The organism is Frankia sp. CcMO1 (assembly GCF_977945845.1).
The window spans coordinates 1-15,162 of the sequence record NZ_CDWTMG010000106.1; the positions used below are offsets into that span (position 1 = coordinate 1).

At 67.5% G+C, this 15,162-nt stretch carries 21 protein-coding genes; 6 read left to right on the forward strand and 15 right to left on the reverse strand.

What is annotated here, in order from left to right:
* Window positions 1–239: 239 nt before the first annotated feature.
* The 5 genes from AC08OU_RS13895 to AC08OU_RS13915 all read right to left on the reverse strand — a co-directional run bounded on the left by AC08OU_RS13895 (window position 240) and on the right by AC08OU_RS13915 (window position 2,885).
* The gene (locus AC08OU_RS13895) at window positions 240–422 is read right to left on the reverse strand and encodes a hypothetical protein (protein ID WP_462186712.1); all 183 of its coding nucleotides are present in this window, start codon (window positions 420–422) and stop codon (window positions 240–242) included.
* 170 nt (window positions 423–592) lie between these two features.
* The gene (locus AC08OU_RS13900; RefSeq protein ID WP_476600745.1) at window positions 593–1,264 is read right to left on the reverse strand and encodes a TetR/AcrR family transcriptional regulator; all 672 of its coding nucleotides are present in this window, start codon (window positions 1,262–1,264) and stop codon (window positions 593–595) included.
* Window positions 1,265–1,328: 64 nt separating this feature from the next.
* The gene (locus AC08OU_RS13905) at window positions 1,329–1,943 is read right to left on the reverse strand and encodes a nuclear transport factor 2 family protein (RefSeq protein WP_476600743.1); all 615 of its coding nucleotides are present in this window, start codon (window positions 1,941–1,943) and stop codon (window positions 1,329–1,331) included.
* Between the two features lie 19 nt (window positions 1,944–1,962).
* Window positions 1,963–2,472, reverse strand: a complete 510-nt coding sequence (locus AC08OU_RS13910) for a nuclear transport factor 2 family protein (protein WP_476600741.1) — start codon at window positions 2,470–2,472, stop codon at window positions 1,963–1,965.
* 128 nt (window positions 2,473–2,600) lie between these two features.
* Complete coding sequence (locus AC08OU_RS13915) at window positions 2,601–2,885, reverse strand: hypothetical protein (RefSeq protein ID WP_476600739.1); 285 nt, start codon at window positions 2,883–2,885, stop codon at window positions 2,601–2,603.
* Window positions 2,886–3,110: 225 nt separating this feature from the next.
* Between AC08OU_RS13915 and AC08OU_RS13920 the strand changes: the two genes are divergently transcribed.
* Both AC08OU_RS13920 and AC08OU_RS13925 read left to right on the forward strand, forming a co-directional pair.
* Complete coding sequence (locus tag AC08OU_RS13920; RefSeq protein WP_476600737.1) at window positions 3,111–3,326, forward strand: hypothetical protein; 216 nt, start codon at window positions 3,111–3,113, stop codon at window positions 3,324–3,326.
* 73 nt (window positions 3,327–3,399) lie between these two features.
* Window positions 3,400–3,876, forward strand: coding sequence for a DoxX family protein (locus AC08OU_RS13925; RefSeq protein WP_476600735.1), 477 nt, complete (start codon window positions 3,400–3,402; stop codon window positions 3,874–3,876).
* Between the two features lie 73 nt (window positions 3,877–3,949).
* On the opposite strand, the gene AC08OU_RS13930 is transcribed toward AC08OU_RS13925, so the two are convergent.
* The 3 genes from AC08OU_RS13930 to AC08OU_RS13940 all read right to left on the reverse strand — a co-directional run bounded on the left by AC08OU_RS13930 (window position 3,950) and on the right by AC08OU_RS13940 (window position 6,853).
* Entirely contained in the window at window positions 3,950–4,171 is a 222-nt protein-coding gene (locus tag AC08OU_RS13930) for a hypothetical protein (RefSeq protein WP_476600733.1), read from the reverse strand.
* Window positions 4,172–4,367: 196 nt separating this feature from the next.
* Window positions 4,368–4,871: an MFS transporter gene (locus tag AC08OU_RS13935; protein ID WP_476600731.1), complete on the reverse strand. Its 504-nt coding sequence runs from the start codon at window positions 4,869–4,871 to the stop codon at window positions 4,368–4,370.
* Window positions 4,796–6,853, reverse strand: coding sequence for an MFS transporter (locus AC08OU_RS13940; protein WP_476600729.1), 2,058 nt, complete (start codon window positions 6,851–6,853; stop codon window positions 4,796–4,798). The genes AC08OU_RS13935 and AC08OU_RS13940 overlap by 76 nt, the downstream gene beginning before the upstream one ends.
* A gap of 93 nt (window positions 6,854–6,946) precedes the next feature.
* Between AC08OU_RS13940 and AC08OU_RS13945 the strand changes: the two genes are divergently transcribed.
* Window positions 6,947–7,633 (forward strand): ArsR/SmtB family transcription factor, encoded by a 687-nt coding sequence (locus AC08OU_RS13945; protein ID WP_476600727.1) that lies wholly within the window; start codon window positions 6,947–6,949, stop codon window positions 7,631–7,633.
* A gap of 406 nt (window positions 7,634–8,039) precedes the next feature.
* Complete coding sequence (locus tag AC08OU_RS13950; RefSeq protein ID WP_476600725.1) at window positions 8,040–8,402, forward strand: SHOCT domain-containing protein; 363 nt, start codon at window positions 8,040–8,042, stop codon at window positions 8,400–8,402.
* 786 nt (window positions 8,403–9,188) lie between these two features.
* On the opposite strand, the gene AC08OU_RS13955 is transcribed toward AC08OU_RS13950, so the two are convergent.
* The 5 genes from AC08OU_RS13955 to AC08OU_RS13975 all read right to left on the reverse strand — a co-directional run bounded on the left by AC08OU_RS13955 (window position 9,189) and on the right by AC08OU_RS13975 (window position 10,896).
* Window positions 9,189–9,425 (reverse strand): HepT-like ribonuclease domain-containing protein, encoded by a 237-nt coding sequence (locus tag AC08OU_RS13955; RefSeq protein ID WP_476600723.1) that lies wholly within the window; start codon window positions 9,423–9,425, stop codon window positions 9,189–9,191.
* A gap of 9 nt (window positions 9,426–9,434) precedes the next feature.
* Entirely contained in the window at window positions 9,435–9,560 is a 126-nt protein-coding gene (locus tag AC08OU_RS13960) for a ribonuclease HepT family protein (protein ID WP_476600721.1), read from the reverse strand.
* On the reverse strand, window positions 9,550–9,840 hold the full coding sequence (locus AC08OU_RS13965; protein WP_476600719.1) for a nucleotidyltransferase family protein: 291 nt from the start codon (window positions 9,838–9,840) through the stop codon (window positions 9,550–9,552). The genes AC08OU_RS13960 and AC08OU_RS13965 overlap by 11 nt, the downstream gene beginning before the upstream one ends.
* Before the next feature lie 370 nt (window positions 9,841–10,210).
* Complete coding sequence (locus tag AC08OU_RS13970; protein ID WP_476600747.1) at window positions 10,211–10,549, reverse strand: DUF4037 domain-containing protein; 339 nt, start codon at window positions 10,547–10,549, stop codon at window positions 10,211–10,213.
* Entirely contained in the window at window positions 10,465–10,896 is a 432-nt protein-coding gene (locus AC08OU_RS13975; RefSeq protein ID WP_462186703.1) for a hypothetical protein, read from the reverse strand. Before AC08OU_RS13975 ends, AC08OU_RS13970 begins: the two co-directional genes overlap by 85 nt.
* 50 nt (window positions 10,897–10,946) lie before the next feature.
* Here AC08OU_RS13975 and AC08OU_RS13980 point away from each other — a divergent pair, with 50 nt between their 5' ends.
* Window positions 10,947–11,072, forward strand: coding sequence for a hypothetical protein (locus tag AC08OU_RS13980; protein ID WP_476600717.1), 126 nt, complete (start codon window positions 10,947–10,949; stop codon window positions 11,070–11,072).
* On the opposite strand, the gene AC08OU_RS13985 is transcribed toward AC08OU_RS13980, so the two are convergent.
* Window positions 11,062–11,661 (reverse strand): ATP-binding protein, encoded by a 600-nt coding sequence (locus AC08OU_RS13985; RefSeq protein ID WP_476600715.1) that lies wholly within the window; start codon window positions 11,659–11,661, stop codon window positions 11,062–11,064. The genes AC08OU_RS13980 and AC08OU_RS13985 overlap by 11 nt on opposite strands.
* 109 nt (window positions 11,662–11,770) lie before the next feature.
* Window positions 11,771–12,070 carry a hypothetical protein gene (locus AC08OU_RS13990; protein ID WP_476605076.1) on the reverse strand — a complete coding sequence of 100 codons (300 nt, stop codon included), beginning with the start codon at window positions 12,068–12,070 and terminating at the stop codon, window positions 11,771–11,773.
* A gap of 976 nt (window positions 12,071–13,046) precedes the next feature.
* On the opposite strand from AC08OU_RS13990, the gene AC08OU_RS13995 reads away from it, so the two are divergent.
* Window positions 13,047–15,162, forward strand: a 2,116-nt coding sequence (locus tag AC08OU_RS13995) for a DNA methyltransferase (RefSeq protein ID WP_476605077.1), incomplete at its 3' end; no start/stop codon positions are given.

Consider the following 15,162-nt stretch of genomic DNA (forward strand, 5'->3'; position numbering starts at 1 on the left):
TGACGGTCGACCCCGACGCACGTGCATCGCCTGGCCCCATCGGACTGGCATTCGCACGGCAGAGGTGATGATCCGCGAGCCACACCAGCGCACCGGGTTCCCCGAGGGTCGGACGCTGCCCCTCGCCTCGGACACGGAGCCTGCGCGCGATAGCCCGAGGCCCGGTGGCGCGGCGTCGGCGCCTCATCCTGGCGTCGATCACGCAAGAAGCGACTCGGCGCGGCCCGGGTCCAGGATCATCACCACAGGAGTAATCGGCCGGCAATCAGGATGCTACACAATGCATGGATCACGCGCTGCGCGGCAAGAGACGCCTTTCCACGTACCGCCTTGCGCACCGCGGCGTCCTTCAGGACCGGCTTGGCGTTGTTGAATCCGAGCGTGTAGCCGACTCCGGGGATCGTGTACGACTGCAGCCGCACCGGCGCGCCTTTCAGCGCGGCCTCCTCCGCGCGGCCGATCCGGCCGATAGCGTTGACCTGTCCCGACCGCAGGCTGCCGGTCCCGTACTCCGGACTACGGGGAGGTCCCGCCGGGACCTCGGGTCGAGCCGGCGGCTACGACGTCGGGAAGTACGACGTCGGGAAGTACGTCAGGAGGACGGCTCGTACGCCCGGAGGAAGGTGTCCACCGCGGACCGGGACAGCCCGCGCATCTCCTCCGGAGGAAGGTCGCGGGTGCCCATCCGGCTCCGGGTCTCCACAGGGCCGACGAGCAGCGCGAGAAACTGCTCGGCGGCCTCGGCGGGGTCACAGCGGCGGAGCCCCCCGGTGAGAGACAACCGGGCGAACCGGTCGGCCAGCGCCTCACCGAGCTGGACGGACGTCCGCCCCTGGACGGTGTCGATCAGGTCGGGGAAGCGAGCGACCTGGCCGTAGGTCAGCCAGCGCAGCGCCCGGGAACGATGGCCGCAGCACACCTCGAGCATCCGCGCCGCGGTCTCCTCCAGGGCCGCTCGCAGGTCGTCCCCGGGATCGCGGAGCCGGTCGAGAGCGGCGAGGTTCTCCGCCAGCGCCGCCGCCGCCGCGGCCGCCATCGTCTGGCGGAACAGGTGCTCCTTGTCCTCCAGGTGGCTGTAGACCGTCGTCTTGGCGACGTTCGCCTCGTCGGCGATCTCCTTCACGCTCGTCTGCTCGTAACCCCGGCGCGCGAAGACGTCGAAGGCGGCATCGAGGATCGCCGCCCGTTTGTCGATGCGCCCACGCGACAACGCCCGCTCGACCGGCGGGGCCGCGCCGGCGAACGTAGCCCGGCTGGTCACCATGTTCGCCTGGTCACGAGATCCGGCTGGTCACCGTGTCGCCGGCCGACGGGCGCCTGCGGTGCGCTCATCGGTTCATCGTAACGTCGTCGGCGCGTCGTCCGCCGGGCCGGCGGGATCCGGTGGGATCCCGCCGGGATCCGGCGGAACGCCAGCCCGGTGACGCGGGCTCAGCGTGGTGCGGGGCGGCCGGGGCCCGGCGAGGCGCCCGTGGCGACCAGGCCGGCGGCCGGGGTGATGAGACGGTCCGCGATGAGCCACTGGCCCCCCCGCAGCGGTAGACGTCCTCGACGAGCCCGATGGTGGTCCAGTCCGCTGGCCGGGGCCGCCCTCCGAAGTCCCGGGTCGCGGCCCAGTGCCAGACGGTCGCGTAGCCCGTGAGCCGGGGCTGGCCGCCGCTCCAGTCGATGTCGGGGGGCGCGCTGGTGTGGGCGATCGTGGGCCCGGACAACCGATGGTGGCCGCCGGCGGCGAGCATGAAGCCGACGAACTCGTCACGGCTGGCGAAGCGCTGCGGTGGGCCGGGCATGATCCGGTACTCGATGCGCGCGTCGCGGGTGAAGCACTGCCGGCCGAGCAGCTCGAACTCACTGAGGTCGGTGAGGCGGAAGAAGCGGAAGTGCGTCCCGAGGATGGCCCGCTCCGCCTCGAGGCGGCCGAGCCGGTCAAGGGCGGTCGTCATGATGTTCGGCTCCGTCCCGTCACAGCGCGATCGGCGGCGAGCCGGTGGCGACCAGCCCCGCGACCGGGGTCACCCGGCGCCGGGCTATGAGCCAGCGGCCGCCCTCCTGGCGGTAGGCGTCCTCGACCAGGCCGACCGCGGTCCAGTCCGCGGGACGCAGCTCGCCCAGCCGGGCGTTGGCGGTGAACCAGTGCCAGTCCGTGGTGTAGGCGGACAGCCGCGGCTCGCCGTTGTCGTCCCAGTCGACGACGGTGAGGCCGGGAACGTGCGCGACCATCTCGGTCCGTGCCGCGAACTCGGTGAGCAGGTAGCGCGTGATCTCGTCCCGGCCGCGCAGCCGGCGCGGGCCCGGCAGGTGGTGGTCGAGCTCGGCGTCCGGGGTGAGGCACTCCGCCGCGACACGCTCGTACTGCCGGGTGCCCAGGAGCCGGAAGAACCGCGTGAAGGTCCGCAGGATCTCCCGTTCGGCGTCCAGCCGCGCGAGCCGGGCGTCCGTGTCGTCGGACGCGATCAGGTCGGGAAGTGTCACGTTCGGTGGCCTTTCGGTGTCAACGTTCTGCCGGACATGCTCAGCCGACCTCCATCGGCAGGTCGGCCCGCGCGGCCCACTCGATGATCGAGCCGTCGTAGACGGATCGCCGTCACGCACGCCCGGCCTCACACACGCTCGGCCCCGCCGACCGCCAGCACCCGGGAGCCGAGCCGGTCCGACAGCCGCCCGGCCAGTGGCATGACCAGCGCCGAGCCGAGCCCGAACGGCGCCAGCAGCAGGGCGGCCGCCACGACGCTGGCGCCGAACGCGGGGCGGTCGAACAGGCGCAGGTCGATCAGCGGTGGCGTGCCACGGGGGCGAAGGACGTGCGCGGCGTAGCCGCCGAGCAGAGCCACGGCGATCATGCGGCGCAGTACGGGATCGAGCCGGTCCTGGGGCACCCGCGCCATCAGGCCTCTCCACTCGGTCGGATTCCATAGACAGAGATACGACCTCCGAGGTCGGCAAAAACATATCATGAAGTCCTGGAGGCCGAACTTATGAGTATGGAACACACGACTCATGGGATTAGCTGGTTCTCGGCCGCGGCGCTCACCAGCTCACGGGCAGCGACCTCACTCCGAAGACCAGCGCGTCCGGCCGGTACTCGATCTCCTCGAATTCGACGTCTGGAGGTGGGTGAGCCGCCGCCGGTCCAGGCGTTGGCGGCCAGCGCGCAGATCGTTCGCACCTTCGTGGAGGACTACCACGAGCAGGTGGAGGAGCGGTATGTCTTTCCCTCTGGAGCAAGCCGGCCGTCTGACGGCTTCGCCGACGTCGTCGCCCAGGTCGCCGCGGCCGAAAAGAAGCTCGGCATCTACGAGCTGTCCCAGTTCACCCCGCGCGGATAGCCCGCCATCACGGTCACCGTGACCGGTCGTCTGCCTCGGGGCAGCTCACCGGAGCAGGAGAAGGGAGGCAAAGATGCCGGACGTCGTCAGGGCGCTCAAGGCGGACGGGCCGGCGGAGACGATTCTGATCCGGCTGCTCGTCGGCGCGGTGTTTGTGCCCGAGGGCATCCAGAAGTTCCTGTTCCCGGACAAGCTCGGCCCGGGCCGCTTCGACAAGATCGGTATTCCGGCGCCCGGGTTCTTCGCCTACTTCGACGGAACCATCGAGATCGTCTGTGGCTGTCTGCTGTTGGCCGGCCTGCTTACCCGGCTGGCATGCCTGCCGCTGCTGGTCGACATCTGCCTCGCGATCGTCCTGACCAAGCTACGCGAGCTGCAACCGGCCGGTTTCCTCGGCGTGTCAGGTTTCTGGGGGATGGCGCACGACGCCCGCACCGACTGGTCGATGCTCCTCGGCCTGCTCTTCCTCCTGATCGGCGGACCGGGACGGTATTCCCTCGACGCCCTGCTCGCTCGCCACCTCACCAGCCGCCGTCCAGCCTCGCCGTGAGGCGTTTCGGTGTCCGGTAACCGCGGACCAGCCGGGCTGCGCTGACTGGTCCGCGGGGCGGTGGCGGACCCGGTCAGCGGGCGGGTGGTGGGGGCAGTGCGGTGTCGGGTAGCAGGGTAGCGATGAGGACATGGACGTCGGTGCGGCTGTGCAGCGCGCTATCTGCGTAGTAACGGGTCAGCGCGGCGGCCTGGTCAGGCACGGTGCACAGCACCAGCGCGACCACTGCCGCGTCGAACGCCGCGCTGAGGCGCGGGTAGACCCGGGCGAAGATGGGGTGAGACACGGCGGGCACGGTTCCTCCTGAAGGGCGGGCAGGGTGAGGGTGCCCGCGCGGGCCGCCGGCCACGGCGGCTGCTGCGGCGGCTGCGGCTGCTGGCGGACGTTGTCCGGTCAGCGCGGCCCCGGCCCGGACCGCGCCTCGTCGCAGTCAGTGTGCTGTCTCTCGTTGTGCTGTCTGTCGTCGCGGCTGGGCAGCGGGGGTATGCGTCTCATACATCCGGACGGCGACTACGAGGCCGGACGCCGCGGTGAGGGCGGTGACGGTCCAGATCGCGGCGGGGATGCCGGCGAGGTCGGCGATCGCTCCGGCGAGCAGCGCCCCGATGGCGAAGCCGCTGTCGCGCCAGAGGCGTGTAGACGCCGACGGCGCGGGCGCGCCAGGCGGGGTGGGCGACGTCGCCGACGGCGGCCAGCAGGGTGGGGTAGACCATAGCGGTGCCGGCGCCGAGCAGGACGGCGGCCACCGCCCAGACGGTGAAGCTATGTCCGGCGGCGACCACGGCAAGTGCGCAGGCTTGGATGCCCATGCCCGCGATGATGAGTCGTTTGCGGCCGATGCGGTCCGACAGCGCGCCGGTGGCGAGTTGCCCGACTCCCCAGACGGCGGGGTAGAGGGCGGCGAGGATGCCGATGCGGGTCAGTGACAGCCCGGCGGTGGTGAACAGGATGGGGAACAGGCCCCAGGCGAGGCCGTCGTTGAGGTTGTTGACCATTCCGGCCTGGCTGACCGCGGACAGCGCAGGTTCGGTGAAGCTGGTCTGGGTGAAGATCCGCCGGGGGTGAGCCCGCCGTGGAGGTGGTCGTGCATCCCGTCCGGGCGGGCGCGGTGGCCGGCGGCTTCAGCGCGGGCGTGTCCCTGGGTCTCGCGGACGGCGAGGGTGGACAGGCCCAGGCCGAGGGCAGCGTAGACGATCCCGACCAGGAACGGGGCGGGGCGCAGCCCGTGGTGGGCTGCCAGGTAGCCGGTGGCCAGGGCGGTAACCGCGACGGCGAGGTAACCGGCGGCCTCGTTGAATCCCATCGCCAGCCCGCGCCGCGCCGGCCCGACCAGGTCGATCTTCATGATGACGGTCGTGGACCAGGTCAGCCCCTGGCTTACCCCGAGCAGCACGTTCGCCGCAACCACCCAGCCCCAGGTGGGCGCCCAGATCAGCAGCAGCGGCACGGGCGCGGCGACCACCCAGCCGGTCACCAGGACCGGTTTGCGGCCGTACCGGTCCGACAGCGCGCCGGCCAGGTAGTTGGTGGCGGCCTTCGTGACTCCGAACGCGACGATGTAGGTCAGCGCGGCGGTGTAGGCGGTCAGGCCGAAGGTGTTCTCAGCGAGCAGGGGCAGGACGGTGCGTTCCTGGCCGAGCATCCCGCCGACGAGGACGCCGAGGTCGCGGCGGCCGGCGCGCAGGAGGAGGCTGGCGGCGCCCATGGCGCGTTCCCCGTGCCCGCACATCACGACCGTCGGCCCCGCAGGCAGGATGGCGGGCAGATCATCCACTCTGGCTGGCAGGTCGCCGAGCTCGACGTGGATGGCGCCGGGCAGGTGCCCGGCGGTGAACTCTGCGTGCTGGCGGCTGTCGAGGACGTGCGCTGTGCCGAGCCGACCGGGCTGGACCAGGGGGATGGTGGCGGTCGGGTGGCCGGCCGCCGTCCATGCGTTGAGGCCGCCGCCGAGCTCACCGGCCAGATTGTCGTAGCCGATCTTCAGCGCCTGCCAGAGGATCTCTGCCGGGTCCTGGTCGGCGTTGCGGATGACGATGATCGGCCGGTCGTGCGGCGCAAGCCAGCCCAGCCGACTGGCGAACGCCGGCCGCAGCGGGATCGACAGTGCTCCGGGGATGTGACCGGCTGCGACGTCGGGCAGCGGGCGCACGTCGAGTAGTTCGGCTCCTTCACCCAGCAGCGCCCGGACCTGGGACACGTCCAGGCAGGCCAGCGCAGGCGGCGCGTCGAGAACGGCGGGGCCACGGCGGTTGGCATCGCCGAGGCGCAGGAAGTAGGGCGGGAAGCTACCGAGCGAGCCCAGCAACGCGGCGACGAACGCGTCCTCGCTGCCGGCGTGCAGCAGCGGGTTGGTGGCCTTCTCCCGGCCGATTGTCGTGGTCCGCTCCGCGCCCGGCGGCGCGGAGCAGAACGATCCGGCGCCATGGGTGGGCCACACCGCGACGTCGTCGCCGAGGTCCAGCAGTCGCTGCAACGAGGCGTACTGGGCGCGGGCGAGCGCCTCGGTCCGGTCCGGCGCGACCAGGTCGGTGCGGGCCGCCGCCCCCACCAGCAGCGACCCGCCGGTGAACACTCCGAGCGACCTGTCGCCGTCGAACAGGACGAACGCCAGATGCTCCGCCGTGTGACCCGGTGTGGCCACCGCATGCAGCCGCAGCCCACCGAGGTCGACGTCGTCGGCGTCCCGCAGCCCGATGTGGGGGAACGTGCGGTTGCCGGCGGCTGAGGCCAGGATGCGGGCCCCGTCGTCGGCGGCGAGCTGGCGGGCGCCGGACAGGAAGTCGGCGTGCAGGTGCGTGTCGGCGACGAACGCGACACGCAGCCCGCGGGCGTCGGCGGCGGCCCGCAGCGTGCGCAGGTCCCGGCTCGGGTCCACCACCAGCGCCCGGCCGTCACCCAGTTCGACCAGGTAGGTCGAATTCCCCAGCCCCTCGTCGACGAGGGGAACCAGCCCTGCCCCGACCTCGATCGCTGCCATGCCGACCTCCCGAGCAGCTCCGCGGCAGCATGCCGCCACCCCGGTTATACAGTAATCCAGAGATTACTGGAATATAGTCCGTGGGAGTCCGCTGTGGGTGATCGGGACCGCAAAGCCGCGCTCTACGAGCAGTTCGCCCGGGTGGGTAAGGCACTGGCCAGCGGCAAGCGGCTGGAGCTACTCGACCTGCTCGCCCAGGGCGAACGCAGCGTCGACGCCCTCGCCCGCGCCGCCGGCCTCGGCCTGACCACCGCTTCAGCGCACCTTCAGACGCTGCGCCAAGCGGGCCTGGTCACCACCCGCCGTGACGGCACCCGCATCCACTACTCACTGGCCGGCGACGACGTCGCCGCCCTCTACACCCACCTGCGCTCGGTCGCCCACGCCCACCTCGCCGACGTGGACGCGGCCCGCATCGCCTACCTCGGCATGACGGGCGCGGCCGACGGCGGCGAACCGGTACAGGAGGTCACCCGCGACGACCTGCTCGAACAGGTACGCACAGGCCGGACCGTCGTCCTCGACGTCCGCCCGACCGAGGAGTACCTCCAGGGCCACATTCCCGGCGCGCTGGGCATCCCGCTGGAGGAGCTGACCGACCGGCTCGACGAGATCCCCGCCGACGCGGCGATCGTGGCCTACTGCCGTGGCGCGTACTGCGTGCTAGCCCACGACGCCGTCCGCTTCCTGCACGCCCAGAGACGCACCGCGGCACGCTTGGCCGACGGCATGCTGGAATGGCGCCTCGCCGGCCTCCCCGTCCAGACGGCCGCAGCATAGAACCCGGCGAAGTGTCCCTCCGCGCCGCGCTCTGAATGCGACAAGCCTGGGGTGACTCGGGATCGGGGAAGAGCCCGGCGCGCTGACCTACCGGGACTGCCGTCCCCACGGCTTGTCCGCCTGGCCCCTCCTCCCGGTCCCCGGCGACGGCGCGATGGTGGCGTGCGATGAACGCCGGGGTGGACGCGACGTAGGCCGACCAGCGGTCACCGAACCCGCGGCGACCTCTCGGTCCTCGCCCCAGGCCCTGCGTGGATGGTCAGTGCGTCGTCGGCTCGGCGCAGAGCTGACCATGCTGGGCAATTGGGCACACGGCGGTGAGCGGATTGACCCGGCGACGTCGGATCATCCAGCACCTGCGCTCCAGCGCGACTCGCCGCACTCTGGAAGCGGGAGGGAGCGCGGCGTGGGGACCGATTCGGGCCGTCCCGTCCGCTCGCTCCGGGAGGTGACAGTGATGATGTACTGGTACGACGGCCATGGAATAAGCGGCTGGGGCTGGTTTGCGATGTCCCTGGGCATGCTGCTGTTCTGGGCTGTGCTCATCATCGGGGCGGTGCTGGTGGTACGGGCGCTGACCCACGCCGGCGATCGCGGCCGTCCCCCGATGTGGCCACCCGCCGCGCCTCCGGCCGCCGATGGGCCCGCCGGACCGTCTCCCGAGCAGGTCTTGGCCGACCGCTTCGCCCGCGGGGAGATCGACGAGCAGGAGTACCGCGCCCGTCTGGCCGCGCTCCGCGAGACGGCCGACCGCCTCGTCAAACACTGACGGCCGACCGAGGCCTCGACCGACTGCGGCACGCTCACCCCGAGCATGGGCGGCGCGCCAGCCGACCAGCGGCGCTGGCCCATGGCCTCGCATCCGCGCGCCGCGTCGGTTCAGCGGGCCATGGGTGGTCCCCACCGAACCGACGCGGGAGGCGGTCAGGTGACGTAGGACAGGATGCATGAGCGACGACGACCACGGGCACGGGCACGGTGGCTCGGGTGGGCACGGCGGGCATGCGCACGGCCCGGCCGCCGACGCCGACCGCACCTTGCGGCCCGCCCGCTCCTTCACGACCACTCATCGACAGGGGCGGGGCCGGGGAGCAAGGCAGGGACCGGACGAATCTGGCCGGCGTGCTCGCAGCGACAGGACGCAACTCTCGCGCCGCTCCCGGCTCCAGACTTAGTTACGCGCTCACCACGCAAGATCAAACGGGCTCACAACCCGACCCCGCCGAGATCATTTCACGCCGTCGCGACGTCCACAGGCCCGGCTGACTTGGTTGAAGGCCCTGAAATCACCGTCCGGCCGGTCGCCACACGTGCCACGAACAGGGACGATGCTCGGTGATCGTGCCGACCGGAACATCGTCTACCGAGGAGAACAAGCGTTCCGAACGCCTGGCGGTCCGGGCACTTCCGGGCCCCCTGGTGACCGTGATCGTTGGGCATCGTGGTCGTGTCGACCTTCCTATTCCGCCTCGGAATGTGCTTGTGCTCAGGCTGCGGCCGCGCCGAGGAGGGGCTGGCGGCCAGTACGTCCACACCCAGGGCGATGTGCCCGTGGTCAGTACGGCTGGTCGGGTTGGCTGGCGACGAGCGGGAATTCTGCCTTGAGGAGCATTGTCAGTTGCTCCTGGAGCTCGCGCAGCGCGGTCGTGGCGATTCGCCACACAATTGACCAGTCGACGTCGAAGTAGGTGTGAACGGCGATGTTGCGGAAGCCTGTGACGGACCGCCACGGCACGTCCGGCCAGCGCGCGCGGATCTCGGGCGGCACTCGCCCGGCCGCCTCGCCGATCACCAGAAGCTTCTACAGAACGGCGCTCTGGATCAGGTCGCTCGCCAGGAACGCGGTCTCGTCGACGTCCCGGACGAACGCCGTCGCGGCGACCGCAGCTTCGATCATGTCGACGAGGTACAGCTCATCACGCCGCATAGAGGACCCGAGCCTCCGCGAGCACCCGATCGCGGATGACCCATTTCAGCCGAGACTTGGGAACCAGGTCGACGCAACGACCGACGATCTTCTCAAGCTCGTCCCGGAGATCGACGATCTCGAAGCCAAGCGTCGAGTCGGGCGCCAGCACGTACAGCAGGTCGACGTCCGAGGAGTCGGTGTCGTCGCCGCGAGCCGCCGAGCCGAAGACGGACAGCTCGGCGACGCCGTAGCGCCGGCACACCTCGGCGATCCGGCTGTCACGAAGGTCGACGGTCACCTGGCCATTATCGCCTCCAGACAGCCACGACCGCACGACTCGGGTACCGCCTCACGCGCGACGCCCACCGGCGTCCTGCGTGCCGCGCGAACCACCACCCAGCCGCGACCCGAAGCGTCGCGAAGCAGTCCGACGCACGAGGTGCATCTGGTCATGCGTCCAGTCGCCGGCGCCGCCGAGTTGCCCGATCCACTCCGCGGACAGCTTGCCGCGAGATTCACACCCAGAGTCCAAGCATGGGGGCATAGTCGCGGCGGCGGCTCGGTTGGGTGAGGACCTCGACGCTGTCGATGGCCTGGTCGATCGCGCCGGGGAGATGGCCGAACGGGCCGTCGGGTCGGTGTCCGAGCCGGGTGAGGAGGGCTCGCAGCTACGGATCGCTGATCGCATCGGTCAGCGCACGGGTGAGGCGCCCGGCGCCGAGTACCCGGATGTCCCGGGAATGAAAGCGGCGCGGCGCGGGGTCGACAGGCTCGGCCAGACCAAGCCGGTTCGTGGCGTCGGCGAGGTGACTGGCCGTGGCGCACAACGCTGCTTCGCGTTCCCGCCACCGCGTCGCGTCGAGCGCGTGGCGCAGGTGCCGACCGACCTGGTCCGCGAGGGTCAACTGCGCGAACGCGGTCATCAGCCACTTGCTGTACGGGGCCCAGCGGCGTTCGAGGAGGAATCCGATCCGGGCAAGGTCGCGGGCGACGCGGGCGGTGAGTATGCGTGAGCCGAGGTCGCCGCCGCGGCCACCTGCGCGGCCGATGAACGGTTCTTCCTACTGATGGTGCGGCCGGCCGTCGTGTCGGTGTCGCTGTCGGGATAGACAACCGGGAAACCGCCGAACCCGGCCGGCAGCCTCTCCAGGGCGACGTCGAGCGGCGTGGTGTCGAGACCTGGCGGGACGAAGAGCTGGACGCGGGGGCCAAAGTCGTGGTCCGTGGAGACCTCGTCGTCGAAGCCGAGCACCTCGGAACCCTCACCGAGCAACGCGGCAGCGTGGGGCACCCCCGCGGCCAGCGGCCGAACCGCCTGTTCGTAGAACCGCCGGGAAAGATCGCGACCGGACACGGCTCTGAGTTACTCCTCAATGCTTCCTGTCATGAACCAGGCGACGTCCCATGCTCCCTGCCGCTGCCACGTCGGCGCACCAGGTCTTCGCCCGCCGCCGGGCCGGCCGGGCCAGCGGCTCTGACGCGCTTGCGGCGGCGATGGTTGGCGACAGCCGGCTGATCTTCAAGCGTTGAGGCGGATGTGGCGTAGCTGGACGGCGAGTTGGCGTCCATGTCGCACGAGTCGCCCTGACGTGTCAGGGCCGAGCGTGAACCCGGCGTGGCTTGCGATGTCATCCGCCACGGCGGAGATCGACAGGGTGTCGGTGCCGAGATGGCGGGCGAACTCGGGGGCTTGCAGGACGTCGAGGGCGTGGTCGAGCTGGCGGGCACTGTAACTACGGGATGTCTCACCGCGTCGGTGGATGCGGCGGATCATTGTCGTGCGGTCGACGAGGAGCGTGACATGAGCGACGCGGTGTCCGGCGGCGCGGGTCGAGGCCGTCAGTTCGGCGAGCAGGTCGGAATCGAGGATGGTCATCGGCGCGATCACCGGGTTCTCGGGACCTTGGAGAGCAAGGCGGAGCATCTCGCTGACCGCTTGGCGCCACAGGGGGACGTCGCGGAAGTCCCTGCGGCGGGGCTTTGGGAGCATCCGACGCATCGCGAAGCCGAGGTGCTCAGGGTCGCTGATGAAGCTTCCGGGCAGTCTGCGGTGCAGGTTGTGAGCGACCTGGGTTTTCCCGACGGCGTTCGGACCATTGATCCAGATGAGGGTCGGCACCGGCCGAAGATATAGTCAGGTTCAGCCAGACCAGCATCGCCCACCACACACCACGACCGATGCCCGCGGTTGACGAACGGCCCCGGGGTCCGACCAGCCTGTGTGGCCCTCATGCGGTGGCGGTCTCCACGCACCGCCGCACGAACAGGCCGCCGATCCCCAAGACGTCGTCGAGCAGTCGCCGCACACGCTCGGTCTCGTCGGCGGTGCAGTCGATCAGGACCTTGACCTCCACGTCACGGCGCCGACGGCGCTGCCACGGAAGACGTCCATACCGCCGCCGTCCGCGGCCACGGTCGTGAACGGCGTCTGGACGTGACCGTCCCCCTTCGTCCCCGTCCAGGCCGTCGGCGAACAGGTTGCCCTGTACGTTCTTGGTGATGACCCAGCGACTACCGATAACAACCACGGATGTCATCCGAAGTCGCCGCTGCCCAGCACCTCGGCGAGGCGGAGGCGGTTCGCATGGCCGCAACGTGGTCGTCCAGGCGGGGCTCGAACCAGCTGTTGAGGTCCTGACCAGCACCGTTCCACATCGCTGGATCTCAAGCGATAGATCGCAAACCGCATTCGCCCAGGCCAGAGGCATGATCAAAAAATGCGTGGGGCGGGTGGGGCTCGAACCCACGACCGACGGATTATGAGGGACTTCCGGAAACCTCGCCGACCTCGGCGGATGCCGCGTGACCTGCGCGGATGGCTTGCGGCATCTGCCGTCGTCTTCGGCGGTATCTCACCATCCTGCGGACTGGCTGCGGACTGGCCGGGGCGGCCACGGCGGCTCCTCGTGCCTCCCATTTCTTCGTCCCGTTCCCCGGACAGCGCCTTCGCCTGTGCGGGACGCCGGTCGGGTCAAGGGTGGCGCAGCCAGTCCGAAGGACCGCCCGAAGGGCGCCCTTGACGCGGCCGGTGCCCCGTCAGATCATCGGGCGCCCAGCCGGGGAAGGGCGCCCTGAGGTAAGAGGCGAGTGTGGTGTGACCGCTGGCTCTGGCGGGCTCTTTCTTCAAACGAGCACAATCGCAGCGCGCCGGGCCGACCCTGGAATCGAAATGCTTCTTTCGCCTGCCCGACGTTTAGACTTCGCCTTGCCAGCATAGTCGAGTTCTCCCGAGCCTACTGAGAGATACCGATCAACAGATCTGTTGGCGTACCGCTCGACCTGCCCCTGGCAAAGGATCCCGACGGTGAACCGGCCTAGCGCATCCAGTCGGTTACTATCGGCAGCAACCATCCTCGCCTCGTCCATGTGGCTGTATCATTGCCTGCGACGCAGCGTAACGAACCGCACAGGTGGATCTCGACCTAAGGATGGTAGATCAGAGCATCCCACAGGTAGGGCACAATATGCTATCCGAGGTAGACGATTAAGAATTGGCGGCCATTGATGGATGAGAACGAATCGAATCATACGGTCGGTAGCATCGACACCGCACTGGGTAGCTGGCGTCTCCGACGTGGATTGAGTGCTCGCGATGTGGCATGGAAGCTAGGTATATCGCTAGCGGCACTCACGCGGATAGAAACGGGAGCCATCCGGCCTACACCCGCACAACAATCCGCTATCAAGACTCTAATAGAGGGCCGTGCGGGTGAAAAAATAATTTTCTCATCGCACGTCCCAGGTGCTATCCATAGCCCATCACTCTTTGATGTATCAGATAGCGATGAGCCAAAATCCCCGCTGCCGACCGATCCTCTAAATGATATTCTCGATCGAATTACGAAGCAACGAATTTTTCTGTCTACGAATGCCGTATCAATTGGCGATCTGCTTGCCGATCACCAAATTTCCGCGCCAACGTCGAGTCAACCACCCAGCGGCGCGGTTTCTGCAGGAAAAAATACTTATACCTACGACGCTCATACCTACCATACAAAAGTTCCCCCCCAAGGCATCGCGGAACTCTTGCGCCACTATCTGCCCGAAGGTGGATTGGTACTGGATCTATTCGCGGGAAGCGGGATGACGGGAGTTGCCGCTAACGCGCTCGGCTACGATAGCATCCTAAATGAGCTTTCGCCGGCGGCGTGTTTTATCGCGAGCCGCTTTGTCTCAAAGATCGATCCGAGAGTTTTTAGAGAAGCAACGACCTCGGTACTCCAAGACCTAAAAGGTCTCCGAGAAAAACTTTACACTACCTATTGCCGAGAATGCAGGAAATCCACAGAGCTTCTTTACACGGTCTGGTCATACCGTGTAATCTGCCCGGAGTGCACCCATGAGTTTAACCTGTGGGATGCTTGCCGGAGGTACGGAAAGACTGTCCGTGAGCATAAAATTCTCTCCGAATTTGATTGCCCAAGCTGCTCCACGACGCTGAAGAAGCGGACCCTGAAACGCACTATTGCTGAGCCCGTCGACATTGCCTACAAATGTTGTGGATCCCGTCAGCGGGAGGCTACGGCGCCTCCTGATGACTTTGATATAAATTTGATTTTCTCCCTTGAGGACAGCACTGCTCCTGCGACTGGCTACTACCCTAATCTGAAACTTCCTGATGGGGTTAATCTTGCGCAACCACGAAAGCACGGCCTCGACACGATAGATAAATTCTATACGCATCGTGCGCTCGTTGGTCTGAGTCACATCTGGCGAAACATACACAGAATTGAAGACGCCCAGGTTGCCGGCCAGGTCGCATTCGTATTTACTTCCCTCTACCGCCGTGTAACTCGACTGAGCGAATTTCGATTCTGGGGTGGAAGCGGCAATACGGCTCGCTTGAATGTTCCGTTCATATTCGAGGAGTCGAACATTTTCCTCAGTTTTGAGCGGAAAGCCCGCACGATCGAAGACCATCTCCGCACAACGGCTCAACATTTCACGGGTCAAACGGCGGTTATCGAGCAATCAGCTACGAGTCTCGACTACTTGCCCGACAACTCGGTCGATTTGATTTTCACCGATCCCCCGTTTGGTGCAAATATTAATTACAGCGAAATGAACTTCCTCTGGGAATCATGGCTCGGCCGATTTACAAATCCGTCGAAAGAAGCGATTGTCAACCGAGTGCAAGGAAAGACCCTCGAAGACTATGAGAAGCTGATGCTCGCGAGTCTTTCTGAGGCGTACAGAGTTCTTCGGCCTGAACACTGGATGCTTCTTGTATTCATGAATTCATCTGCTAGCGTATGGGGGGCACTTCGATCGGCAATTGAGACAGCGGGATTTATCGTGGTGACAGCGGATGTGTTCGATAAGCAGCATGGCACATTCAAACACTTCGTCAGCGAAAACACTCCCGGTTCCGATATAATTTTGCACTGCCTAAAGCCAAGTGGCTCCCAGGGGCGACTTATTAACAATCGCGATCTAGAATTGCATGAGTTCCTTGAGCTTGTTAATTTCGACAAATACCTCCAACCTTACCTTCATGTTGATCGCGCGACAGAGTACGATCTTCGGCGCATCTACAGCGAGTGGATTGCGCACGCATTGACGCACGGGGGGGCACTTCTCGACTTCTCGCAATTCCGGGATAGCGTGGACAGAATAAGAA